Here is a 22,800-nt window from a genome sequence, read left to right as displayed (position 1 = left end):
CCGGGCGGCGGGTCAGGCGATCGGCTGCTGCGTCAGGAACTTGAAGCTGTACGCGGTCGCGATCAACGTCACCGGGATCGTCACCAGGAGGCCGATGCCGCAGAGGCAGGCACCCACGATGTTGATGCCGATCAGCGCGAGCGCGAGCAGGAACACCGGGCCCAGGTTGTTGCCCACCAGGCGGAAGCTCGCCTGCAGCGCGTCGAGCGGGTTGAGCCCCTGGTCGAGCACGAACCACAGCGTGTACCACGCGAAGAACGTGAAGATGATGCCCGGCAGGATGCACAAGATGATGCCGACGAACGTCAGTGCGGCGAGCATCAGCAAGGTGAGGATGACCGCGCCCGCGCGGTCGCCCCACTTGAAGAAGTCGCCGAACGACGGCTTGTTGCCGGTCGTCTCTTGCAGACCACCACGGGTCTGGGCGGCCTGCATCAGCCACTGGACGATGGTGCTCGCGATCGCGGCGATCACGCCGAGGACGGTGAGCCCGGTCGCCAGCGTGTAGCCGCTGTCGTCCCACGCGTCCGAGCTCGAGTAGTCGAACCCGTTGCTGATGCCGCTGAGCAGCGCCTGGATCACGAAGAACACCAGGGTGACGAGCACCCAGACGCCCCAGTTCGCGCGGAACTTGTCCCAGCCGTACGAGATCGCGGAGCCGACGCTCAGGTGCTGCGGGCCGGGGCCTCCCGGACCACCGGAGTATGAGGGCGGACCCTGCGGAGGGGGTGCTCCGTACCCTCCGGGCGGGCCGTACCCACCACCGCCGGGCGGCGGCCCCTGGGGCGGCGGACCGTAGCCGCCTGCACCCGACGGCGGGCCCTGTGGCGGCGGGCCCTGCGGAGGTGGTTCGTACGGGGGCGGACCACTCGGGGGCTCGTTGCCAGGCGGCTGACCGCCTGGAGGCTGCTGCGGGTCACTCATGGACCGTCTCCTCCGTGTCCGTTCAGAGCACCTCAGGGCACTCGTCACTTCGGAGGCTAGTCACTCTCGCGGCTAGGCGCTCGCTTTGTGCCACGCGTCGTGCCCGGCGTGGCGTGCGCGAGGAGGTCCTGCTCGGTCAGGACCAGGCGGCGAGCCGCGCGGCGGCAGCGGCGATCCGGTCGTCGGTCGCCGTGAAGCCGACGCGTACGTGCTGAGAACCGGCCGCTCCGTAGAAGTCGCCCGGAGCGACGAGCACGCCGATCTCGGCGAGTGCGGCGACCGTCTCGCGGGCAGGCTCACCCCGCGTCGCCCACAGGTAAAGCGACGCCTCGGAGTGGTCGATCCGGAAGCCCGCGCGCAGGAGCGCGTCACGCAGGATCGCCCGTCGGGCCGCGTACACGGCGTGCTGGGCATCGGCATGCGCGTCGTCGTCCAGGGCGGCACGCATGGCGTCCTGGACGGGCTGGGGGACGATGAGGCCGAGGTTCTTGCGGACCTCGAGCAGCTCTCTGACGATCAGCGGGTCGCCGGCGACGAAGGCGGCGCGATAGCCGGCCAGGTTGGAGCGCTTCGACAGCGAGTGGACGGCGAGGATCCCCTCGTGGGAGCCGTCGCTGACGTCGGGGTGGAGGACCGAGAGCGGCTCCGCCTCCCACGCGCACTCGAGATAGCACTCGTCGGAGACGAGGAGGACCCCGCGCTCACGCGCCCACTGGACGGTCTTGCGGAGGTGGTCCACGCCGAGCACGCGCCCCGACGGGTTGGACGGGGAGTTGATCCACATCAGCGCGGGCCGCTGTGGGCCGAGCGCGACGGTCGAGTCGGAGACGAGCACATCGCATCCGGCGAGCCGGGCCCCGACCTCGTACGTCGGGTAGGCGAGCTCGGGGGACACGACCGTGTCACCTGGCCCGAGCCCGAGGTGCAGCGGGAGGGCGGCGATGAGCTCCTTGGAGCCGATCGCCGGGAGCACCCCGTCGATCCCGAGGCCGTCGACGCCGTGACGTCGGGCGAGCCAGTCGACCGCCGCCTGTCGCAGCGCGGGCGTGCCGATCGTCTGCGGGTAGCCGGGCGCGTTCGAGCCCGCCGCCAGCGCAGCGCGGGCGACGTCCGGGGTGTCATCGACGGGCGTGCCGATCGACAGGTCGACGATCCCGTCGGGGTGAGCGGCCGCCCGAGCCTTCAGCGCGGCCAGCGAGTCCCATGGGAAGTCCGGGAGGCGTCGCGACACCGAGCGCGACGCCAGCCGCTCCGCCACGCTCACCGGGGCGACCGGACTCCACTCAGGCATCAGTCCTGGTTCTGCGGGGGCAGCGCGGCGATCATCGGGTGGTCCTTGTCGATCGGACCCATCTTGGCTGCACCGCCGGGCGAGCCCAGATCGTCGAAGAAGTCGACGTTGGCGGTGTAGTAGTCCTTCCACTCCTCCGGGGTGTCATCCTCGTAGAAGATGGCCTCCACCGGGCACACCGGCTCGCACGCGCCGCAGTCGACGCACTCGTCGGGGTGGATGTAGAGCATCCGCTTGCCTTCGTAGATGCAATCCACCGGGCACTCGTCAACGCACGCACGGTCCTTGAGGTCCACGCACGGCTGAGCGATGACATACGTCACGAGGCGTCCACTCCTTCGATCGACCTTTTCAGAACTAGTATCACCCTCTCCCCGGAGTGCCTCGTGGTGAGGTCCACCTAATAGACGAAACACCGTTCCAAACTTGGTCAGGAGCCACGTGGTGAGCCAGTTTGACGCCCTCGTCGGTCATCGCGTGGTGATCCGTTCGACCGTGCCCGGAGAACGAGGTCCGAGCGGGGGTCCGGCGCTCACCGACGTGATCGGTCGGCTGCTCGCGCACGATGGGACACGGCTGCGGATCCAGCGTCGCGACGGCTCCGAGGTCGAGGTCGCGGTGTCCACGGTCGTCGCCGCGAAGACCGTGCCCGAGGGGCGCGCTCGCGCCCGTACGCGTCCGGCGCTCGACTACTCGCCGGAGGAGCTCGCCGAGATCTGCACCCGCGGCTGGCCGCCGCGCGTGCTCGAGAAGCTTGGCGCCTGGACCCTACGGGCGGCAGGCGGCTTCACGGGCCGTGCCAACTCGGCGGGGATCCACGGCGACCCCGGGACCGACTTCGCGGACGCGGTCACACGGATCGAGGAGTTCTACGCCGCGCACGGGCTGCCGCCGAAGGCGCAGGTGATCGACGAGACGCCGTGGGCGCGTCGCTTCGCCGATGCCGGATGGGTCGGCATCGGGGGCACCCACGACCACGCCGTCGTGCAGGTCGCCGACCTCGCCACCGTCCTCTCCGCTCCCCTGGCTCCCCCGACCTCGGCGGAGGTGACGCTCGAGCCGACGCTCAGCGACGCGTGGCTCGCCGCCGCCGAGCGCGACGCGAGCAGGTACGAGGAGCACGACGTCCGCCACGTCCTCGCCTCGCCGCCGATCGTGAGGTTCGCGTCCGTACGGGGGGACGAGGGTCTCGAGGCCGTGGCGCGGATGGTCGTCACCGGGGAGTGGGCGGGACTCTCCAGCGTCCACACCACCCCGTACGCGCGCCGGCGGGGGCATGCGGGCCGGCTCCTGGAGGTGTGCGCGGCGTGGGCCCGCGACGAGGGCGCCGACAAGGTCTTTCTGCAGACGATGCGGCACAACGCTCCCGCGCTTGCGCTGTACGCGAGGTATGGGTTCGTCACGCACCACTCGTACCGGTACGTGACACCGCCGGCGTGAGGCCTGACGGGCGCCTCAGTCGCCCTTGCCCTTGGGCGCTGGACGGCACTGGACGTTGTCGGCCGCGTTGTAGTGCGCCGTGATCGTCTCGCGCTTGACGACCTTGCCGTCCTTCTTGAAGGTCCGGTAGACGTCCACGTCGAAGCCTGCGACGCCGGCCTGCGGCACACACTTGTCGGTCGCGTCGTAGCGGGTCGCGGGCTCGCGCGGGTTGCGGCGCGAGGACAGCCCCGCACTGATGTCCCACTGCTTCGTCCCCCACAGCACGACGTTCATCGAGCCCTGGCGGCCGGGCGTGCTCTTGTTGACCCACGCCTGGATGAAGATGCCGTGGTCGGTGGTGTTCTTGAACTTCAGGTCGACGCTCGGCCACGCCACCGTCGCCTCGCGCCCCACCGGATAGCGGCTGATGTAGAAGCTGTGCGGCTTGTGCGTCACGTCCTCGAGACCACCGAAGAAACCCGCGTTGTAGAGCGTCGTCGCGACCTGGGAGACACCGCCGCCCAAGTCCTCGCGGAACACGCCGTTGCTGATCATCGTGCCCGTGGTGAAGCCGTTGGCCGCCGTACGCTCGCCGACGGTGTCGTTGAAGCTGAACGTCTCGCCCGGCTTGAGGAGCGTCCCGTTGACCAGCGCGGCCGCACGGCCCTGGTTGACGTTGCGGTACTCGGCGTACGGGAAGTTGGTGGTAAAGGAGCTGACCTTCTCGACGATGCCGAGCTTCGCGACCTCCTTCGTCGTGATGTCGGGCTGCTTCTCCTTCGGCTCGACCTCAATCGCGCGCTCGTCGCCTGACTTGGTGAGGACGGGCACGATCTTGGCGGCAACCTCGGTGGGCGCGACGCCGACGCCGGACTTGCCCGGCACCACGAACGGCCTGCCGCTGCGGATCACGACCGTCGCGTCCTTCGCGGGCGTCCCGATCGCCTTGGTCGCCTCCGCCAGCGGCTTCGCCAACTTCTTGGGGTCGACCACCGGCGTGAGTGCGCCGTCCTTGACCTGCACCGACAGCGCACGCGCGTAGTCGTCGGGATCGAGCTCGGCGGATGTGCTGCCGACGACGATCTTGACCGGCGCGTCCATCGCGGGCTCGGCGAGGTCGGTGACGGCCTTGGCAAGGTCGTCGCTGCTCACCGCGGGCTCGACCGGCTCGACCGGGAGCTCGAGCGCGGTGTGCTTCAGCGGGTACGACTCGCGCACGAGCGCCACGGTCGCCTTCTGGTCGACGGCGCGTCCGGCCTTCGGCTCGGTCACCTCGGGCTTGGCGTCCGGGAAGTCGATGCGGCCCTCAGCCACCTCGCGATCAGTGTCGTCGGCGATCGAGGCGACCGCCGACGTGAGGGCCGTCTCGTCGACGTCGAGGGCGACGGGGTACGACTGCGAGCCCACGAGGATGTCGACCATCGTGAACGGGTTCCAGACGGAGCTGTCGGCGCCGGTCTGCGCGATGGACGCGTCGACGTCGACGGCGAGACCCGCCTCCTTGGGAGTCAGCTCGAAGGTCTTCTTGCCACGGACGATGCGTACGGGCTCCTTCGCCGGCGCGGCGAGCTCGTCGGTCAGCGCGGAGCGCGCATCCGAGATCGAGGTCATCCCGACGTCGACGCCGCCGATCGTCGTCCCCGACGGGACCTTGTCGGACGTGGCGAAGTGGAGCACAAGGTAGAGACCGGCGAGGAGCAGCACGAACCCGCCGAGCACGGCGAGCACGATGCGGTTGGTGCGCGTGCTTCGCTGCTGGGCGATCGGGTCCTGCTCAGAGAGCATGGGGGGCGGGAGCATGGGTTCCTCGTGGTCAGGGGTCGAACGTGGCCTGGTCAGCGTTGCTGCTGTGCCGGGGTCGGGCCTGAGTTCTTCTCGCTCTCCGGAGAGCGGACGAGGGCCCCATAGTGTGAACGGTAGTAGAGCAGCGGCTCGCCCAGGCGCGACTCGGCGAATCCTGAGCCGAGATCCTGCGGGACATCATCGTCTGCGCGCACCGACGCGTCGAGCACCTCGCCGACGACGATCGTGTGGTCGCCGCCGTCGTAGGTCTGCCACGTCCGGCACTCGAGCCAGGCGATCGCGCGGTCGAGCAGCGCGGCACCGGTCTTGTCGCCGCGGCGGTGCGGCACGCGGTCGAGCTGGTCCTCGAGCGGGCGCCCACGGCGCGCGAGCCAGGACGCGTCGTCCTGACCGTCCTCGGCCAGCACCGACACCCCCCACGTCTCCGAGTCGAGCACCGCGTCGTGGAAGCGGTTGCGACGGTCGACGACCACGAGCACGAGGGGCGGCTCGAGCGACACCGAGCAGAACGCGCTCGCCGTCATCGCGTGGTCGACACCGTCGGCGACGGTCGTCACGACGGTGACGCCGCTGGCGAAGCGCCCGAGGACGTCTCGGAAGGCGCGCGACGTGGCGGGATCGAGCGGATGCGGCGCAGAACTCACGAACCCAGGGTACGGGGATGACCTGCCGGACCGGGGCTGGTGTGACGCGCGCCGCTCACCGAGAGAACCACCGCGATGCCGAGCACCGCGATCGCGCCGAGCAGGAACGAGTATCCCAGCGCGTCCGCCGCGACGAGGTAGTCGCCCTCAGGACGGCTCGACATCGTCAACGCCAGCACCGCGCCGTACCCCGCCGCGAGCGCGACCGCGGCCGCCCTCCCGCCGAGCATCCCCGCGGCGCGGGTCGCGAAGAACGCGGCGGCGAGGGCGAGGACGAGCCCCCACGGGATGCCCGCGTCGACGTGGCGGTGGACGGCGAGACCGGCGACGGCCAGGACGGCGCCGAGGACGGCGGCTGCGACCCAGGCGAGCGCGAGGCGGGATCTACCGCGTGCCCGCGAAGAGGTCATGCTCGAACCCGTCGTCGTCGGGGACCGGGGTGCCCTTGGCGATCCGGAAGAACTCGGACCCCCACACGTACGCCCCGAGGTTGTTGGACAGGGCGAAGAACGGGCTGTCGACCTGGATCTGGGTCGGATACGCCCGCATCGCCTCGAGCTTGGTCTCCGCGTACTCCTCGGCGGTGACCACCGCCGCGATCTTGTCGTCGGGCACGGCCATGAACGAGAGATCGCCCTCGGGATCCATGCCCTCGAACGTCGTGTGGTCGCCGGCCTCGCGCAGCCGCCGCAGCCCATCGCGCAGCCACGACTCCGACTGGGTCGTCCAGTAGACCTTTGCGACGTCCCACGGCTCGCCGAGGTCGCGGCGGTACGACGGCACCGCGGCCAGCGCCACCGCGTACGTCGCGACGCGGTGCGCCTGCACGTGGTCGGGGTGTCCGTAGTTGCCGAAGTCGTCGTACGTCACGAGGACCTGCGGGCGTACCTCGCGGATCATGGCGACGAGGTGGTCCGCCGCCTCGCGGAGGTCGGCGAGCCAGAACGCGTTGGCGGGCACGTCCGGCGCGACGGTGGCCGCGCCCGTCTCCGACCAGACCATGCCGGAGTCCCGGTAGGTGCCCGCACCGCCGAGCCAGCGGGCGTCGGTGACGCCGAGGATCTTCATCGCGGCGTCGCGCTCGGTGATCCGGTGCGCGCCGAGCTGGTCGTCACGGTCCGAGGCGAGGTGCGCGAGCTCAGGGACGAGGACCTCGCCCTCCTCGCCGAGCGTGCAGGTCACGAGCGTGACACCGACCCCCTCGGCCGCGTACTTCGCCATGATCACACCAGTCGCGATCGTCTCGTCGTCAGGATGCGCGTGCACGAGCAGCAGACGCCGGTCAGGAAGGTCTTCGGGCATGTCCTCCAGCCTAGACTCAGATCCGTGGCGACCATCCGATCGGCGGGGGTACGAGGGTTCCGCGACGTGGTCACGTCCCTGGGCGCGGACGCCGACGCGCTCGCCGTGCGGGTCGGGCTGGACCCCACCGTCCTGGACCAGGACGACGTCGCGGTCCCCGACTGGAAGCTCGCCGAGCTCCTCGAGGTGAGCGCCCAGGTGCTCGGCTGCCCCGATCTCGGCCTGCGGATGGCGCAGCGCCACGGGCTCGACATGCTCGGCCCGCTCGCGGTGATCATCGCGAACTCACCGACGGTGGACGACGCACTGACCTCGGTGTCGCGCTACCTGCGCTTCCACACCGACGGGATCTCGGTGTCGCTGCGGGCCGACCCGCTGCACGACCCGACGACGGTCGCGCTGGTGTACGCGGTCAGCCTCGCCGAGCCGGTTCCCGTCCAGGCGCTCGACTCGGGGATCGGGTTCCTCCACCGTGCGGTCCAGAGCCTCGTCGCGGTGGACTACGAACTGCGGTCGGTCCACCTCCCGTACGATCCCGTGGCACCGCTCGCGGTGTACGAGGAGTTCTTCGGCGCGCCGGTCCACCCGCGTGCCGAGGCCGCGTACCTGCGTATCCCCGCCACCCTCGGCGACACCGCGATCGCCGGCGCCGACGAGTCCAACCGGCGCCGGGCGCTCGCGTACCTCGAGGAGGCGATGCCCGCCGAGTCCGAGGACTTCGCGGGACGCACCCGCACGATTATCCACCACACCCTCGCCTACCTTCCCCCGCAGATGTCGTACGTCGCCCGCCTCCTCAACGTGCACGAGCGCACGCTCCAGCGCCGTCTCGCAGCGGAGGGCACGGGCTTCGCCGAGATCGTCGACGACGTCCGTCGCCAGAAGGCGCACGAGCTGCTGACCCGTACCGACCTGCCGCTGGCAAGGGTCTCGGCGGCGCTTGGCTTCTCCGAGCAGGCCACCCTGACCCGCAGCGCACGGCGGTGGTGGGGGTCGCCACCCCGCGAGATCCGCGGCGCCCTCCGCTGAGGTTTGTCGCCGAAAGTCAAGCCAGCGGACGTGGCGCGCGTCACAATCGACACGACGCGTGCCGGACGCACGAGGCACGACCGGAGGAGCACCATGGCCGACCACACCCCCGACACACGCAGTGTCGACGTCCTCATCGTGGGCGCGGGCCTGTCTGGGATCGGGATGGCCTACCGCCTCCAGGAGCGCCTCCCCCACCTGTCGTACGCGCTCGTCGAGGCGCGGGACGCGATCGGCGGCACGTGGGATCTGTTCCGCTATCCCGGCGTACGCTCGGACTCGGACATCTTCACCCTCGCCTTCCCGTTCCGTCCCTGGAGCGGCGACGACTCGATCGTCCAGGGCGACGACATCCGCGACTACCTCGAGGACACCGCGCGCGAGAGCGGGATCCTCGCGCACACCCGCTTCTCCACGAGGGTCGTCGCCGCCGACTGGTCGTCCGAGGACGCCCGCTGGAGGGTCCGCGTCGCGACGGGTCCCGACAGCCACGAGGAGACGTACGAGGCGCGGTTCGTGTCGTTCTGTAGCGGCTACTACGACTACGAGCAGCCGTACGACCCCGGCTTCGCAGGCGTGGACGACTTCGAGGGCACGCTGGTCCACCCGCAGTTCTGGCCCGACGACCTCGACTACGCCGGCAAGAAGGTCGTCGTGATCGGCAGTGGCGCCACCGCGATCACGATCGTCCCGGCGATGGCCCAGGACGCCGGCCACGTCACGATGCTCCAGCGCACCCCGACCTACGTCCTGGCACAGCCCAAGCAGGACGTGATCGGCAACGCGATCCGCAAGGTGCTCCCTGCGCGCAGCGGCCACCTCACCGTCCGCGCGAAGAACACCGCGCTCCAGTGGGGGCTCTACCAGGCCTGCCGCCGACTGCCCGACCAGATGGCGTCGCTGTTCCGCAAGGGCGCGGTCGCCGCAGTGGGCTCGGAGGAGATCGTCGACGCCCACTTCACGCCCCCGTACGCGCCGTGGGACCAGCGCCTGTGCATCTCGCCCGGCGGCGACCTGTTCGAGGTCGTGCGCGAGGGCACGGCATCGGTCGTCACCGCGCACATCGACCGGTTCGTCGAGAACGGTGTGCGACTGACCGACGGACGGGTCGTCGAGGCCGACATCGTCGTCACCGCCACCGGGCTCTCACTCAAGCTTCTCGGCGGTGCCGCGCTGAGCGTCGACGGCGCGCCGGTGGACCTGTCGCAGCGCTACGCGTACCGGGCCACGATGCTCAGCGGGGTCCCCAACCTGTCGTTCTGCATCGGCTACATCAACCTGTCCTGGACGATGCGCTCGGACATGACCGCGCGCCTCGTCAGCCGCATCATCGAGCGTCTCGACCGCTCCGGCGACGACACCGTCACGCCGGTGATGGACGGCACCCCGGCCTCGCGGCCGCTGTTCGACATGGATTCCGGCTACATCCGCCGCGGCGAGCACCTGCAGCCGCGTGCGGTCGCCTCGTATCCGTGGGCGATGAAGCAGAACGTCGTCGTGGACGCCTGGCACACCAACCACGCCGGGCTCGACGACGGGCTCGCATGGACCTCGTCGCGCACCCGCCGCCCCTCCTCCCGTGCGGCGGCCGGCGAATGAAGGCCGTCACCTGCCACGAGGGCCGGCTCGCGCTCGAGCACGTCCCCGACCCCGTACCAGGGCGTGGTCAGGTCCTCATCGAGGTCACGCGCTGTGGCATCTGCGGCTCCGACCTGCACGCCCGTACGCACAGCGACCTCACGGCCGACGGTGCCGCCGAGATCGGCTACGACGCGTTCATGCGCTCATCGCAGTCGGTCGTGATGGGCCACGAGTTCACCGGACGGATCCTCTCGTACGGACCAGGCTGCCGCGAGGCCTGGCCGGTCGGCACCCGCGTCGTCTCGCTGCCCGTGCTCGAGCAGGAGGACGGCGTCCACCTGACCGGGCTGTCCGTACGGGCGCCAGGCGGCTTCGCGGAGCGGATGCTCGTCTCGGAGGCGCTGACGATCCCGATCCCCGACGGTGTCAGCGACGACCGCGCGGCCACGACAGAGCCGCTCGCGGTCGCGCACCACGCGGTCCGCCGCGCCGAGATCGGCAAGCGCGAGGTCGCGATCGTCATCGGGTGCGGCCCGATCGGCCTCGCGGTGATCCTCATGCTCAAAGCCGCCGGCGTCCGTACGGTCGTCGCGAGCGACCTCTCGGCCGGACGCCGCGCCCTCGCACGCGCCTGCGGCGCCGACGTGGTCGTGGACCCGCGCGAGCAGTCTCCGTGGACCTCGTACGGCGAGCGCCGCGGCCACCTGCGGACGGCGCCGAGCCTGATGGAGCTCGGCCTCTCGACGATGAAGACCCTGCGCCGCGTCCCGGGCCTGCCGTGGTGGCGGGTGATGCGGGCGGCGGAGAAGGTCGGCGCAACACCGAAGGGCCCGGTCGTCTTCGAGTGCGTCGGCACACCGGGGATGATCGAGGACCTCATCTCCCATGCCCCGCTGCTGTCGCGGATCGTCGTCGTCGGCGTCTGCATGGAGGCCGACACGTTCCGCCCGTCGATGGCGATCAACAAGGAGATCGACCTGCGGTTCGTCTTCGCGTACGGGCCGGACGAGTTCTACGAGACCCTGCGCATGATCGCCGACGGCACGGTCGACCCGACTCCTCTCGTGACCGGGACCGTCGGGCTCGCGGGCATCCCCTCGGCCTTCGACGCGCTGGGCGACCCCGACCGGCACGCCAAGATCCTCGTCGATCCCACGAGCGACGCCACCGCGCCCTGACCGGAGCACCCCGCCTCGATACCCTCGGAGGCATGACGACCCCCTCCTCGGAGTCCGTGTCCTTCCCGCGTCTGCAGGCACGGTCGCTGCGTTTCACCCTCGGCGTCCCCCGCAACCTGACCGTGAGCCCGGACGGCTCCCGTGTGTTCTTCGTCCGCACGCCCGACGGCTCGACGCGGACGGGATCGCTGTGGTCGTACGACGCCGACAGCGGGCAGGAGACGTGCCTCGTCGACGCCTCGGCGCTGCTCGGTACCGGTGGCGAGGAGCTGTCTCCGGAGGAGCGGGCCCGGCGCGAGCGCAGCCGTGAGTCGGCGGCGGGCATCGTCGCGTACGCGATGGACGAGGCGTGCGAGGTCGCGACGTTCGCGCTGTCCGGCAGGGTCTGGGTGAGCCGTACGGGCTCCGCAGGGGCTCGCGCGCTCCCGACGGCCGGCTCCGCGATCGACCCTCGGGTGGACCCGACAGGACGCCGCATCGCCTACGCGACCGACGGCGCGCTGCGGGTGATCGGGGTGGACGGGACGCTCGACTACCCGATCGCCGAGCCTGACGGCGAGCACGTCGTGTGGGGGCTCGCCGAGTTCGTGGCGGCCGAGGAGATGGACCGTCACCGCGGCTTCTGGTGGGCGCCCGACGGCGAGTCGCTGCTGGTCGAGCGGTACGACGAGTCGCCGGTCACGACCTGGCACGTCGCCGATCCCGCCGACCCGTCGAAGGCGCCGGTCGAGCACCGCTACCCCGCCGCCGGCACCGACGACGCCCTCGTGACGCTGTGGCACGTGCGCCTGGACGGTTCACGCACCGAGGTCGCGTGGGACCGCGAGCGCTTCCCCTACCTCACCCGCGTGTCGTGGACCGCTCACGGCGACCCGCTGATCCAGGTCATGGCGCGCGACCAGAAGGACGCCGCCGTCCTCGCCGTCGAGCTCGAGACGGGCGAGACGACGCTGGTGCGCGGCCAGAGCGACGAGGTGTGGGTCGACGTGATGCCCGGCGTCCCCGCGTACGCGCCCGGAGGCCGCCTCGTCACGCTCGAGGACCACGGCGACACCAAGAGGCTCTTGGTCGACGGCGAGCCGGTGTCGCCTCCGGACCTGCAGCTTCGCGCCGTGGTGTCGCTCGGCGCCGAGGGCGCGATCGTGACGGCGTCCGAAGACCCGACGCAGGTCCACCTCTATGCGGTCGGCTACGACGGCGACACGGTCGCGCTGTCCGACGGGCCCGGCGTGTGGAGCGGCACCGAGCGCGGGGGCACCGCGGTGCGCATCCGCGCCGGCATGGAGTCGCCGTTCCCGACGATCACCGTGATGCGCCGCGGCGAGACGGTCGGCAACCTCGCCTCCCACCCGCTACACCCGGGCCTGCACCCGGAGGTGCGGTTCCTCGAGGCTGGCGACGACGCCATCCGTACGGCAGTGCTGTTCCCACGCGGTCACGAGCACGGCAACGTCGCGAGCCTGCCGATCATCATGAACCCGTACGGAGGCCCCCACGCGCAGCGCGTCCTGCACTCCGCCAAGCCCTACCTCGAGGCGCAGTGGATCGCCGACCAGGGCTTCTGCGTCGTCGTCGCCGACGGGCGCGGGACGCCGGGGCGTGGTCGGGCGTGGGACCGCGCGATCCGCGACGACTTCGCCGGTGTGACGCTGGACGACCAGATCGTCGCGCTCGACTCGGTAGCCGACAAGTACGGCACGGACGTCGACACGTCGCGCGTCGGGATCATGGGCTGGTCGTACGGCGGCTACCTGTCGGCCCTCGCGGTGCTGCGTCGCCCTGACGTCTTCCATGCGGCGGTGGCGGGCGCGCCAGTGACCGAGTGGCGCCTGTACGACACGTTCTACACGGAGCGCTACCTCGGGCATCCCGACGAGCAGCCCGAGGTCTACGACGCGAACTCGCTGCTGACCGGGATCGATCCCGACGTCGCGCTTCCGCCGCTGATGATCGTGCACGGCATGGTTGACGACAACGTCGTGGTCGCGCACACCCTGCGGCTGTCGTCGGCGCTGCTGGCCGCAGGCAAGGCGCACAGCGTGCTGCCGCTGACCGGGGTCACGCACATGACGCCGCAGGAGGTCGTCGCGGAGAACCTCGCGCAGCTGCAGGTCGACTTCCTGCGCCGCGCCCTCCACGCCTGACGCCCCCGGGTCACCCTCTGCCGCCCGCGGGTCACTCTCTGCCGCCCGTGACTTTCCGTTGGCCCCACCGCAAAGTCGCTAGCCCACTGCACCGTTCCGGTGGGGCAGCGACTCTCCGTTGGGGCCAACGCAACGTGCGGGCACCTCGCGAGTCAGTCTTTCCGCTTCAGCCGCTTCGGCCCGGTCGGGAGCGGCGGAGGTGGTACGGGCGCGGGCGCGGCGTGGTCGATCATCCAGGCGAGCTCGACGTCCGCGACCAGCGCGGCCAGCGCATCGGCAGCGGCCGTGCCCTCGACCCGTACGAGCCAGGCGCGGTCCTCGCTGTCGTCCTCGCCGGCGAAGCCCTCGCGCCGTACGACAGCCTCGTACCCGTCGGCCCGCAGCGCGGCCACGACCTGGTCGGCGTCGTCGCCCTCGTCGAAGTGCGCCTCCGCGCCCTCGCTGTGCGTACGACGCAGGAGCGCGGCGACCTCGGGCAGGAACGGCCGGTCGGCGTCGAGCCACGGCACGTCGTCCAGCTCGTCCGGGCCGAGCCAGCGGAGCCGGTCGTGCTCGGTCGGCACCGGATCACCCGACACGACCTCGCCGACGTACACGCGGAGCACCATCCCCGCTGCCAGCGGGACCTCGCCGTCGAGACGCTGAACGACTGCGGCCTCGCACCGCAGTTCCTCGGCGACCTCACGGCGTACCGCCTTGGCCTCGCTCTCACCCGGCTCCACCTTGCCCCCGGGGAACTCCCATCCACCGGCAAGCGCAGGCGGTGACGTCCTCCGCGCCGCCAGCACTCGACCGCCGCGAAGCAGCGCCACGCCGACGACGACCGCCGGCACCGGCGCGGGTTCGGTGCTTCGGGGATCCACAACCGGCGAGATTAGCGCGTACGGTCAAGAGATGGACGCACCCGACGCCTCCGACAGCCTGATGAGCGACGCAGAGATCGCCGAGGCTCTCCTGGAGCGGCCTGCATGGGTCCGCGACGGCGACACGATCGTCCGCTCCGTCCGCGCACCCACCTACATCGACGGGATCGCACTGGTGGATGCGGTCGCCGCCATCGCCGAGGAAGCCGACCACCACCCCGACATCACCATCCGCTGGCGCGAGGTCACGTTCATCCTGACGACACATTCCGCCAGCGGGCTGACGGCCAGGGACTTCACTCTCGCCGGGGTGATCGACGTGATCGCCGACGCCGCCGGCGACACCTGACGGGCGGCCTCGTACCCGCCTGCGGACATGGGACGCTTGGCCCGTGACCCACGACCTCCACAGCCACTTCGGGACCGGCGAGGACGAGGGGCGGCGCGGCCTGGCGACCGTGCTCGCCGGCGTCGTCGGAGCGCTGGCCCTCGTGCTCGGCGTCGCAGTCTGGGTCCTGTGGCCGGACGCGGACGACGTCGCCAAAGCACCCAACCCGTACGGGACGCAGGGCGTGTCGATCGTGTCCGGCACGGTCACCGACGTACGTGCCATCGACTGCGGCGGCGGAGCGGTCGGGCCCGACGGGCTGCCTGCCGTCGAGGGTGACTGCGGTGAGCTGCTCGTACGGACGGCGGGCGACGAGTCCGCGACCGTGACCGTCCAGCCGGCGGTGTTCCGTACGGGTATGGAGGTCGGCGACTCCGTCGAGCTCGTACGGGTCGAGCCCGAGGGCGCCACCGAGCCGACGTTCGAGTTCCTCGACTTCGACCGCGGTATACCGCTCGTCTGGCTCGGCCTCGCGTGCGCGGGCGTCATCGTCGCTGTCGCGCGGTGGCGAGGTCTGCTCGCGATCGTCGGAGTGGTCGCCACGATCGGCGCGATCGTGGTGTTCGTCCTGCCCGCGCTGCTCGCCGGCGAGAATCCGCTCATCGTCGCGGTCGTGGGGTCGAGCACGATCATGCTCGTCGTCCTCTACCTCGTCCACGGCGTCTCGATCCGCACCACCGCGGCACTGTTCGGGACGTTGATCGGCATCGCACTGACAGCAGTCCTGGGATGGTTCACGACCGACTGGACCCACCTGACGGGCATCTCGTCGGAGGACGACCAGATCCTCATGGCGGTCGCGGGGCAGATCAGCCTGTCGGGTGTCGTCACGGCGTCGATGGTGATCGCGGGGCTCGGTGTCCTCAACGACGTCACGGTGACGCAGGCCAGCGCGGTGTGGGAGCTGCGGGCCGCTCAGCCCGAGGCGAGCCGGCGCAGCACGTTCGTGTCGGCGATGCGGATCGGGCGCGACCACATCGCCTCCAGCGTCTACACGCTGGTCTTTGCGTACGCGGGCACGGCGATGACGGTGCTGCTGCTCGTCGCCGCGTACGACCGCTCGCTGATCGAGATCGCTGGGACCGAGCAGGTCGGTGCCGAGATCGCACGGACTCTCGTCGGACTCATCGGCCTCGTGCTCGCGGTGCCGGCGACGACGGCGATCGCCGCCGCGCTCGCTCCCGCTCCCTCCGAACCCGCCCCGGACGTCATCCCGGATGAGGGTCACGACCCTCGTCTCGTATGACGTCAGGGGGTCGGCGCGGAGAGCACCGCGGCGATCTCGTACGAGGCGTCGAGCGCGACGAGGTTCGCCGGACCGCCGACCGCGATCGTTCCTCCGGGCAGGCCGAGCGCGGTCGCCGGAGCGCACGATGCGGCGCTGGCGACGGCGACGGGATCGAGCCCCAGCACGCCCAGCGCGCGTCGTACCGCCGTGTCCATCGTCAGCGTGCTGCCCGCGATCGCGCCGGTGTCGACGAGTCGCGCGGTGCCGTCGGCAACCTCGACGATGAGCCCTCCGAGCTCGTACGCGCCGTCGCGCGCGTCGGCGGCAGCCATCGCGTCCGTGACAAGCACTCCGCGTGATCCGGCATCGAGGAGCAGCCGGCGCGCCCAAGCGTCGTGCAGGTGGACCCCGTCGAGGATGAGCTCGAGCGCGACCCCCGGAGCGTCGAGCGCGGCCACGATCGGGCCGGGGGCGCGGTGGTGGATCGGGAGCATGGCGTTCGACGCGTGGGTCAGCACGGTCGCGCCGCGGGCGAACGCCTCGGCGGCCAGCGCGTAGTCGGCGTCGGTGTGCCCGACAGCCGCGACGACCCCCGCGGCGGCGAGCTGCTCGATGGCCTCGAGCCCGCCGCGCAGCTCAGGAGCAAGCGTCACCATCCGGACGAGACCGCCGCCTGCCTCGATGAGTGTCGCCACCGCCTCCTCCGTCGGGAGGGTCAGCGCGTCCGGGTCGTGCGCGCCGCGGTGGTCCGGCGAGAGGAACGGGCCCTCGAGGTGGATGCCGCGGACGGGCCCGAGCTCGCCCGTACGGATCGCCGCGGCGAGCCCTCGTACCTGCTCGGCGAGGACGTCCACCGGCGCCGACACGAGGCTCGCGAGCATGGCCGTCGTCCCGTGCCGGGCGTGGGCGCGTGCCGCGGTCCGCGCGGCGTCCAGGCCACCGTCGAAGGACGCGCCGCCGCCTCCGTGGCAGTGGAGGTCGACGAAGCCGGGGAGGAGCAGCGGGTACGCCCCTGGCACCGGCGCGTCGCTGCGGCCGACCGCGGTCACGACGCCATCGCGATGCTCGACCCACCCGTGCTCGAGGACGCCGTCGGGAAGCACGAGGCGCTCGGCGTCGACGTGCTCAGGAAGGAGAGTCGGGTGGGCCACGGGATCAGCCTAGAGCGCCGACGGCGGCCGACCCGCCGTGTGCCACCCTCGGAGCATGACGAAGCCTCACACCTCGGACATCCCTGGAACCCTCCCGGGCGGCTCGACCGGGCGGTCTGTCGCACGTGTCGCCGGACCGTTGATCGCCTCCGTGGTCGTGCTGCTGTTCGCGCTCCCCATGGCCTGGATGCTGGCCTACTTCATGAACGACGAGGTCCAGACGGGCGATCATGTCGTCTTCCTGGGCGTCCCGATCGTGGAGCTGGCCGTCACCGGCCTCGTGGCGGGACTGGTGATCGGGCGATCCGCCGACCTCGGGTACGCCCGTGCACTCGGCGGCGCCCTCGCTCTGGTCTTCGTCCCGCTGCTCGTCGTGGCCGCCGGCTACGCCCTCCTGAGCCTCACCCCGCTGTTCGACGACGCGATCGGGAGCTCCGGGAGCAACGGCGTGTGGCTGGGAGTCGCCGCGGCGACGGCCGTGTCGGCGGTGCTGCTCTCCGTCCTCGGAGCTCGCCTTCTGCGGCCGAGGCCGTGACCTCCACTCGCCGCCGTCACGAACGACCGGCCTAGCATCGGACGTATGACCCTTATCAAGATCAACGCGATCACGGTCCCCGCCGAGTCCGGGGACGAGCTCGCCCACCGCTTCGCCGCCCGCGCGGGCGCCGTCGACGGGGTGGATGGCTTCGAAGGCTTCGAGCTGCTCAAGCCCACCGACGACCGCACGACATGGCTCGTCATCACGCGCTGGCGCGACGAGGCTGCGTTCGAGGCGTGGAAGACGTCGCCGGCCTTCGCTCATGGGCACCGTGGCGCGGGTGGCGGCGAGGGCAGCGAGAAGAAGCCCCCTGTCGCCGTCACGAGCGAGCTGTGGTCGTACGAGGTCGCCTGACGCAGATCCCGACAAAAGGACCCGACGTTCCACCCCCTGTTCGGGGAGGAACGTCGGGTCCTGATGTCGTGACGTACGTCGGGGATCAGGCCCAGGCGGCGATCTGCTGCAGAATCTCGGGCCCGCGGCGGTCCACGATCTCCCCGCCCTTGCGGACACCGATGATCAGCAGCGCGATGCCCGAGCCGAGACCGAGCACCACCGTGAGCGCGGTCGCCCACATCCCACCTGTCGCGAGGGCGATCGTGAACGCGACGAGGGTCGGGGCGGACAGCAGGCCGACGGCGAGCATCCCGATCGTCTGGGCGACGAGGATCGCCGTCGTCGATCCCTGCGGCTGCGCGAACATGCCCTCGCCCGGCTTCTGGACCGCGTAGAGGAAGCGTGCCGACAGCACCGACGACGCTCCGAGCGCCACCATCAGCACGCCGAACGAAGCCCCGAGCACGGCAAGCAACCGGTCCCATTCACCCGAGGCCCAGGCTCCGCCGACCGCGAGGAGCAGGACCGTGGGCACGGCCAGGATCGACGCAGCGGTCACGCGTCCCCAGCGATCGGCGACACCGCGCACGCCGGTCGTCACGTGGAGCCAGAAGGCCGTGTTGTCGTACGACAAGTCGGCCGAGATCGCGAAGCCCAGCACGTACGCGACGATCGGCGCCATCAGCAGCAAGCTGGTGTTGCCCTCGAGTCCGCCGAACACGATGAACGGGATCGGGATGAACGGCAAGAACGCCACCGAGCCGGCGTAGCGCGGGTCACGCTGCCAGTACGTGAGGCATCGCGCGGCGATCGCACCCGAACGCGTCGCGGGCAGGCGGTCGAACCAGCCGTAGCCCTGGCCGCGCGCGACCGGGCCCCGCGACGGCGGGCGTACGAGGGTCCGCGTGAGTGCGGCATCCCACGCCACGAGCAGCAGCGCGACGGATGCGACCGAGACGAGGAGGCGAGCTCCGGCGAACAGCCACTGGCCCTCTGCGACATCGCCGCCGAGCGACCACGGAGCCCCGAACGGGGTCCACGACAGCACGTCGGCGACCTGCGGCAACCACTCGTCGGGATCCCCCATGGTGCCGATCAGGCGGCTGGCCATCGGCGCGAGCATGATCAGCGGCACGATGACGACGACGGCCGCGACCTCGCGAAAGCGGCGCCACTCCATCAGCGGAGCGATCAGCGCCGCCAAGGCGCGCGAACCGACCGCGCACATCGCGACCCCGAGCGCGGCGCCGACGACCGCGGCGATCAACGCGATCGGCTCGTGCCACCATGCGAGCGACGTCGACAGCGCCGCCAGAACGGTCGCGGCTCCCGGGACACCGACCATCCCCGCAACCGCGAGGCCGGTCACCAGGTCGCGGCGCGGGATCGCGAACTGCTGGAAGCGCCGCGGGTCGAGCGTCGCGTCGAGCCCGAAGCTCAGCAGCGGCAGCACCCACCACCCGACGACCACGACCGCACTCCCGACCACCAGAACGTCGCGCGCCAGGTCGATGTCGACGAATGAGAGACCGATAGACGCCGCGAGGACGACACCGACGACGAAGAGGGCGTACAACGAAGCCAGGACGAATCCGACCGTCTGCCACACCGAGCGCCGGAACCCGTTGAGGACCAGCGTCAGCTTCATCCTCAGGATGACTGCAACCACGACAACCCTCCCGTGGACTGCGGCCCGCCGACGAGCTGCACGAACCTGTCCTCGAGCGACTCTCCGGCGCGCACCTCGTCGACCGTCCCGGAGGCGAGGAGAAGGCCGCGCGCGATCACCGCGACGTGGGAGCACATCCGCTGGACGAGGTCCATCACGTGCGAGGACACGACGACCGTGCCGCCGGTCTGCACGAACCCGGTCAGGAGCTCGCGGATGCCCGCGGCCGAGATCGGATCGACCGATTCGAACGGCTCGTCGAGGACGATCACGCGGGGGGCGTGGACGAGCGCGGACGCGAGCGCGACCTTCTTGGTCATGCCTGCCGAGTAGTCGACGACCAGGGTGTCGGCAGCCTCGGTGAGACCGAGCGCGCCGAGCAGGTCGGCCGTACGGGAACGCACGGTGGCGCGGTCGAGCCCGCGGAGCTCGCCGGCGTACGCGATGAGCTGAGCACCGGTCAGCCGGTCGAACAGACGCAGCCCGTCGGGAAGCACCCCCAGAAGACGCTTGGCCTCGTACGGGCTGCGCCAGACGTCGACGCCATGGATCGAGACGTGACCGAGGTCAGGTCGCAGCAGGCCCGTCGCCATCGAGAGGGTCGTCGTCTTGCCCGCACCGTTGGGGCCCACGATGCCGTAGAACGAGCCGGCAGGGATGTCGAGGCTCACGCCGCCGACCGCGAGCTTCTCACCGAAGGACTTGCACAGGTTGCGGATCGAGACGGCGGCGGTGGGGTCGGGCGGCACCGCCCCGGCCGGTGAGATCGGGCGGGCGGGGACGGGCCCAGGTTCGGCACGGTGGATGTCCGGGGTGGACAAGGAATCAGCTCCTCGTGAGGGGACGGGGTGCCCAGGTTAAGCGGCGCTGGTGTCATACCAGTCAGGGCGGTGCAACGGGCCAAAAACGGTCGCCGGCCACTCCGGATCCGCGAATCGCCTGCGAGGCGGTGTTGGAGTTCGCGATGATCCGCACGTACCTCGCAGCCGCCGAATGCTTGTCATCGCCCTCGCCTCCCTGGTCGTCCTCACGGTCGTCGGTACGGCCGGATGGGGTCTCGGCCTCCGCGGTCCGCCGGCCGCGTCACCGTGATCTCGGGCATACCGCCGATCTGCGACGACCCGGAGTCGCACGCGGCGAAGCCCGTCCGCAGCAACGGGTGGACTCACGGCTTCACTGCCGCGTCGCCGTCGTCGTACGGAACGATTCCCCCGCGCCGATCACCGTGGAGTCGATCCGGTGGCCGACCGCGAACGGTGTGCGGGCGACGTCGCGCGCCCCGTTGAACTGGGTGCTGTCGACGAACACCGACGACGGCAGCGCGATCCTGGTCTCCGGCACCGGCGGGGAAGAGCTTCCGCGCGGCGGGTCGACGACCAGTTGGACGTGGATGGTGTCCGACCCGAGCGGCTGCCTCTGGCAGAACATGACCCTCGGCTTCGGTGACTCGCCGGAGGTTGTCGTGTCGGTGCTGGGCCGCCCGCGCACCATGAACGCGTCCGGCCCCACCCTCGCGTTCCGGGGCACGGCAGAGTCCGCACGTGGGTGCGACGACGGCGAAGACGGGACCGGCGATCTCACGTGTCAGTAGCCTCGGTCGTGTGACGACCGTCGTGCTCGACCTGCCGTTCACCGGCCGCTGGCTCGTCCAGAACAGCCCCGCCCACCGTGTCCCGAGCCACGGCACGCTGCTGATGGGCAGCGCGTACGCGATCGATTTCGTCGGCGTCGACGACAGGGGCCGCACTGCACCCACCAGGGACTGGCGCACGATCCTCGCGACGGAGCCGCCGGAGCGGTTCTTCGCGTACGGCCGCCCGATCCTCGCGCCGTGCGACGGGACGGTCGTCGCGGTGCACGACGGCGAGATCGACCATGAGGCACGGCGCTCGCAGCTCGCGCTCGTCCGGTACGCGCTGGGGCAGGCGCGGCGGGTCCGCGAGGGGATCCGCGCGATCGCGGGGAATCACCTGACGATCGCATCCGAGGGCGCTTTCGTCACGCTCGTCCACCTCCGGCGCGGCTCGCTGCGGGTCGGGGTCGGCGACACGGTCCGTACGGGCGAGCAGCTCGGTGAGTGCGGCAACTCCGGCAACTCGACCCAGCCGCACGTGCACGTCCAGGTGACCGACAGCGCGGACGTCGAGGCGGCACACGGCCTCCCTGTGGCGTTTCGCGACTACCGCGAGTGGCCCCGCGGTCGCTCCGGATCGGTCGCCCACGCCGAAGGCGTTCCGAACGAGCGTGCCGTGGTCGAGCCCTCGCTCAGGGCGTAGCCGGCCGACTCCCATGGGAGACTCCGCCCATGGCGCTGTTCAGGAGGAGACCGACGCTCCCGTCGACGGGCAACGACTTCGACGACGCCCTGCTCGCCGAACTCTCCAAGCGCAGCGACCTCGCGCACCCGCGTCACTGGTTGCACTACGTCTATGCCGCCGACGAGTCGGGCGCTCGTACGGTCGCCGACGCCTCCCGCGACGCCGGCTGGCACGTGCAGGACGTCGACACCGCCGCCGACGGCAACGGATGGGTGATCGTCGCCGAGCGAGACGAGGCGGTGGTCTCGCCCGACGCGGTCCGTGAGGCGCGCGCGTTCTTCGAGAGCCTCGCCGCCTCGGTCACCGACGGCGAGTACGACGGGTGGGAGGCCAGCACCTAGCTCGGATCGGCCTCGTCCACGCCTTCTCGCGTCCGGTCGTGAGACGATTCCCGCCCGGTGCGCGCCGGTCCTGACCTGGAGGGTGACGATGCACGCGACATCGCTGGGCGACGGTGCGGAGCTGGGCCCTCTCGAACCATGGCGGGCAGAGGAGCTCCTCGACCACATGGACCGAGGACGTGAGTTCATCGGGCAGCATGTCGCGCTCCCCGACGCCGTCACCGACCTGGAGTCGAGCCGCGCCTTCCTCGAGCGGTACGCCGAGAAGGCTGCCACCGACACCGGCCGGATCTTCGGGATCTGGGTGGCGGGAACGCTGGTGGGAGGAGTCCTCTTCCGGACGATGGACGTCCCGCAGGGCACGGCCGAGGCGGGCTGCTGGCTGGAGCCGTCGGCCGTGGGCAATGGCCTCGTCAGCCGGTCCGTCCGCGTGATCATCGACTGGGCTGTCGAGGAGCGGGGCATCCACCGCGTGGAGTGGCGGGTCAGTCCGGCGAACGCGGCCAGCATCGCCGTGGCGCGACGCCTCGGGATGACGAAGGAGGGCGTGCTGCGCGAGAGCTATCTGTACCGAGGGGAACGGCGCGACATGGAGGTCTGGTCGGTCCTCGCGCCACAGTGGCGGCGGTCCTGACCACCACTGCGGCGCC

The 22,800-nt window shown here is 71.1% G+C and carries 24 protein-coding genes; 12 read left to right on the top strand and 12 right to left on the bottom strand.

Annotation, left to right across the window (positions count from 1 at the left end):
• Window positions 1–12: 12 nt before the first annotated feature.
• The 3 genes from H4N58_RS04845 to fdxA form a co-directional block, all read right to left on the bottom strand.
• Window positions 13–924, bottom strand: a complete 912-nt coding sequence (locus tag H4N58_RS04845) for a hypothetical protein (RefSeq protein WP_167001934.1) — start codon at window positions 922–924, stop codon at window positions 13–15.
• A gap of 136 nt (window positions 925–1,060) precedes the next feature.
• Window positions 1,061–2,215 (bottom strand): succinyldiaminopimelate transaminase, encoded by a 1,155-nt coding sequence (dapC, locus tag H4N58_RS04840; RefSeq protein WP_167248831.1) that lies wholly within the window; start codon window positions 2,213–2,215, stop codon window positions 1,061–1,063.
• The gene (fdxA, locus tag H4N58_RS04835) at window positions 2,215–2,538 is read right to left on the bottom strand and encodes a ferredoxin (protein WP_139086403.1); all 324 of its coding nucleotides are present in this window, start codon (window positions 2,536–2,538) and stop codon (window positions 2,215–2,217) included. The genes dapC and fdxA overlap by 1 nt, the downstream gene beginning before the upstream one ends.
• Before the next feature lie 121 nt (window positions 2,539–2,659).
• Here fdxA and H4N58_RS04830 point away from each other — a divergent pair, with 121 nt between their 5' ends.
• Complete coding sequence (locus H4N58_RS04830; protein ID WP_167001926.1) at window positions 2,660–3,655, top strand: GNAT family N-acetyltransferase; 996 nt, start codon at window positions 2,660–2,662, stop codon at window positions 3,653–3,655.
• A 15-nt stretch (window positions 3,656–3,670) separates the two neighbouring features.
• On the opposite strand, the gene H4N58_RS04825 is transcribed toward H4N58_RS04830, so the two are convergent.
• Genes H4N58_RS04825 through mshB form a run of 4 tightly spaced genes read right to left on the bottom strand, consistent with a single transcriptional unit; the run spans window position 3,671 to window position 7,386 of the window.
• Window positions 3,671–5,437, bottom strand: coding sequence for a VanW family protein (locus H4N58_RS04825; RefSeq protein ID WP_167248832.1), 1,767 nt, complete (start codon window positions 5,435–5,437; stop codon window positions 3,671–3,673).
• 35 nt (window positions 5,438–5,472) lie between these two features.
• Complete coding sequence (locus H4N58_RS04820; RefSeq protein ID WP_167001922.1) at window positions 5,473–6,084, bottom strand: flavin reductase family protein; 612 nt, start codon at window positions 6,082–6,084, stop codon at window positions 5,473–5,475.
• Window positions 6,081–6,494: a DUF6113 family protein gene (locus H4N58_RS04815; protein ID WP_167248833.1), complete on the bottom strand. Its 414-nt coding sequence runs from the start codon at window positions 6,492–6,494 to the stop codon at window positions 6,081–6,083. The genes H4N58_RS04820 and H4N58_RS04815 overlap by 4 nt, the downstream gene beginning before the upstream one ends.
• A complete protein-coding gene (gene mshB, locus H4N58_RS04810) occupies window positions 6,469–7,386 on the bottom strand; it encodes an N-acetyl-1-D-myo-inositol-2-amino-2-deoxy-alpha-D-glucopyranoside deacetylase (protein WP_167248834.1) in 918 nt (305 codons plus the stop codon). The genes H4N58_RS04815 and mshB overlap by 26 nt, the downstream gene beginning before the upstream one ends.
• Before the next feature lie 24 nt (window positions 7,387–7,410).
• On the opposite strand from mshB, the gene H4N58_RS04805 reads away from it, so the two are divergent.
• From H4N58_RS04805 to H4N58_RS04790, 4 genes are all read left to right on the top strand, one after another.
• On the top strand, window positions 7,411–8,415 hold the full coding sequence (locus H4N58_RS04805) for an AraC family transcriptional regulator (RefSeq protein ID WP_167248835.1): 1,005 nt from the start codon (window positions 7,411–7,413) through the stop codon (window positions 8,413–8,415).
• 93 nt (window positions 8,416–8,508) lie between these two features.
• On the top strand, window positions 8,509–10,014 hold the full coding sequence (locus tag H4N58_RS04800; RefSeq protein ID WP_167248836.1) for an NAD(P)/FAD-dependent oxidoreductase: 1,506 nt from the start codon (window positions 8,509–8,511) through the stop codon (window positions 10,012–10,014).
• A complete protein-coding gene (locus H4N58_RS04795) occupies window positions 9,960–11,174 on the top strand; it encodes a zinc-binding dehydrogenase (protein ID WP_243845012.1) in 1,215 nt (404 codons plus the stop codon). The genes H4N58_RS04800 and H4N58_RS04795 overlap by 55 nt, the downstream gene beginning before the upstream one ends.
• A gap of 32 nt (window positions 11,175–11,206) precedes the next feature.
• The gene (locus H4N58_RS04790) at window positions 11,207–13,318 is read left to right on the top strand and encodes a S9 family peptidase (protein ID WP_167248837.1); all 2,112 of its coding nucleotides are present in this window, start codon (window positions 11,207–11,209) and stop codon (window positions 13,316–13,318) included.
• A 152-nt stretch (window positions 13,319–13,470) separates the two neighbouring features.
• Here the strand turns inward: H4N58_RS04790 and H4N58_RS20570 are convergent, their stop codons facing one another.
• The gene (locus tag H4N58_RS20570) at window positions 13,471–14,181 is read right to left on the bottom strand and encodes a (deoxy)nucleoside triphosphate pyrophosphohydrolase (RefSeq protein WP_243845013.1); all 711 of its coding nucleotides are present in this window, start codon (window positions 14,179–14,181) and stop codon (window positions 13,471–13,473) included.
• A 31-nt stretch (window positions 14,182–14,212) separates the two neighbouring features.
• On the opposite strand from H4N58_RS20570, the gene H4N58_RS04780 reads away from it, so the two are divergent.
• Complete coding sequence (locus H4N58_RS04780; protein WP_167001908.1) at window positions 14,213–14,530, top strand: 4a-hydroxytetrahydrobiopterin dehydratase; 318 nt, start codon at window positions 14,213–14,215, stop codon at window positions 14,528–14,530.
• 43 nt (window positions 14,531–14,573) lie between these two features.
• Window positions 14,574–15,815, top strand: coding sequence for a YibE/F family protein (locus H4N58_RS04775; RefSeq protein WP_167248839.1), 1,242 nt, complete (start codon window positions 14,574–14,576; stop codon window positions 15,813–15,815).
• A gap of 2 nt (window positions 15,816–15,817) precedes the next feature.
• Here H4N58_RS04775 and nagA read toward each other — a convergent pair whose 3' ends face one another.
• Entirely contained in the window at window positions 15,818–16,948 is a 1,131-nt protein-coding gene (gene nagA / locus H4N58_RS04770; protein ID WP_167248841.1) for an N-acetylglucosamine-6-phosphate deacetylase, read from the bottom strand.
• Between the two features lie 55 nt (window positions 16,949–17,003).
• Between nagA and H4N58_RS04765 the strand changes: the two genes are divergently transcribed.
• A complete protein-coding gene (locus H4N58_RS04765) occupies window positions 17,004–17,483 on the top strand; it encodes a hypothetical protein (protein WP_167248843.1) in 480 nt (159 codons plus the stop codon).
• Window positions 17,484–17,528: 45 nt separating this feature from the next.
• On the top strand, window positions 17,529–17,840 hold the full coding sequence (locus tag H4N58_RS04760) for an antibiotic biosynthesis monooxygenase (RefSeq protein ID WP_167248845.1): 312 nt from the start codon (window positions 17,529–17,531) through the stop codon (window positions 17,838–17,840).
• Between the two features lie 85 nt (window positions 17,841–17,925).
• On the opposite strand, the gene H4N58_RS04755 is transcribed toward H4N58_RS04760, so the two are convergent.
• The 3 genes from H4N58_RS04755 to H4N58_RS04745 form a co-directional block, all read right to left on the bottom strand.
• Window positions 17,926–19,491: a hypothetical protein gene (locus tag H4N58_RS04755; protein ID WP_167248847.1), complete on the bottom strand. Its 1,566-nt coding sequence runs from the start codon at window positions 19,489–19,491 to the stop codon at window positions 17,926–17,928.
• Window positions 19,473–20,312: an ABC transporter ATP-binding protein gene (locus H4N58_RS04750; RefSeq protein ID WP_167001896.1), complete on the bottom strand. Its 840-nt coding sequence runs from the start codon at window positions 20,310–20,312 to the stop codon at window positions 19,473–19,475. Before H4N58_RS04750 ends, H4N58_RS04755 begins: the two co-directional genes overlap by 19 nt.
• Window positions 20,313–20,664: 352 nt before the next feature.
• Window positions 20,665–20,919 (bottom strand): hypothetical protein, encoded by a 255-nt coding sequence (locus tag H4N58_RS04745; protein ID WP_167001894.1) that lies wholly within the window; start codon window positions 20,917–20,919, stop codon window positions 20,665–20,667.
• Window positions 20,920–21,092: 173 nt separating this feature from the next.
• Here H4N58_RS04745 and H4N58_RS04740 point away from each other — a divergent pair, with 173 nt between their 5' ends.
• From H4N58_RS04740 to H4N58_RS04730, 3 genes are all read left to right on the top strand, one after another.
• Window positions 21,093–21,767, top strand: coding sequence for a M23 family metallopeptidase (locus tag H4N58_RS04740; RefSeq protein WP_243842896.1), 675 nt, complete (start codon window positions 21,093–21,095; stop codon window positions 21,765–21,767).
• A 29-nt stretch (window positions 21,768–21,796) separates the two neighbouring features.
• A complete protein-coding gene (locus H4N58_RS04735; protein ID WP_167001892.1) occupies window positions 21,797–22,150 on the top strand; it encodes a ribonuclease E inhibitor RraB in 354 nt (117 codons plus the stop codon).
• Window positions 22,151–22,238: 88 nt separating this feature from the next.
• Window positions 22,239–22,784 carry a GNAT family N-acetyltransferase gene (locus tag H4N58_RS04730; RefSeq protein WP_167248849.1) on the top strand — a complete coding sequence of 182 codons (546 nt, stop codon included), beginning with the start codon at window positions 22,239–22,241 and terminating at the stop codon, window positions 22,782–22,784.
• Window positions 22,785–22,800: the final 16 nt, after the last annotated feature.

It is taken from the genome of Mumia sp. ZJ1417, from assembly GCF_014127285.1.
Taxonomy (GTDB): domain Bacteria; phylum Actinomycetota; class Actinomycetes; order Propionibacteriales; family Nocardioidaceae; genus Mumia.
The sequence above is the reverse complement of the archived record's forward strand: the minus strand, read 5'-3'. Positions and strand labels throughout refer to the sequence as shown.

Coding starts and splice junctions, on each gene's coding strand:
- H4N58_RS04845 (WP_167001934.1), bottom strand. CDS start 924: ATGAGTGACCCGCAGCAGCCTCCAGGCGGTCAGCCGCCTGGCAACGAG.
- dapC (WP_167248831.1), bottom strand. CDS start 2,215: ATGCCTGAGTGGAGTCCGGTCGCCCCGGTGAGCGTGGCGGAGCGGCTG.
- H4N58_RS04825 (WP_167248832.1), bottom strand. CDS start 5,437: ATGCTCCCGCCCCCCATGCTCTCTGAGCAGGACCCGATCGCCCAGCAG.
- H4N58_RS04815 (WP_167248833.1), bottom strand. CDS start 6,494: ATGACCTCTTCGCGGGCACGCGGTAGATCCCGCCTCGCGCTCGCCTGG.
- mshB (WP_167248834.1), bottom strand. CDS start 7,386: ATGCCCGAAGACCTTCCTGACCGGCGTCTGCTGCTCGTGCACGCGCAT.
- H4N58_RS04800 (WP_167248836.1), top strand. CDS start 8,509: ATGGCCGACCACACCCCCGACACACGCAGTGTCGACGTCCTCATCGTG.
- H4N58_RS04795 (WP_243845012.1), top strand. CDS start 9,960: ATGGACCTCGTCGCGCACCCGCCGCCCCTCCTCCCGTGCGGCGGCCGG.
- H4N58_RS04790 (WP_167248837.1), top strand. CDS start 11,207: ATGACGACCCCCTCCTCGGAGTCCGTGTCCTTCCCGCGTCTGCAGGCA.
- H4N58_RS04780 (WP_167001908.1), top strand. CDS start 14,213: ATGGACGCACCCGACGCCTCCGACAGCCTGATGAGCGACGCAGAGATC.
- H4N58_RS04765 (WP_167248843.1), top strand. CDS start 17,004: ATGACGAAGCCTCACACCTCGGACATCCCTGGAACCCTCCCGGGCGGC.
- H4N58_RS04760 (WP_167248845.1), top strand. CDS start 17,529: ATGACCCTTATCAAGATCAACGCGATCACGGTCCCCGCCGAGTCCGGG.
- H4N58_RS04745 (WP_167001894.1), bottom strand. CDS start 20,919: ATGTTCTGCCAGAGGCAGCCGCTCGGGTCGGACACCATCCACGTCCAA.
- H4N58_RS04735 (WP_167001892.1), top strand. CDS start 21,797: ATGGCGCTGTTCAGGAGGAGACCGACGCTCCCGTCGACGGGCAACGAC.
- H4N58_RS04730 (WP_167248849.1), top strand. CDS start 22,239: ATGCACGCGACATCGCTGGGCGACGGTGCGGAGCTGGGCCCTCTCGAA.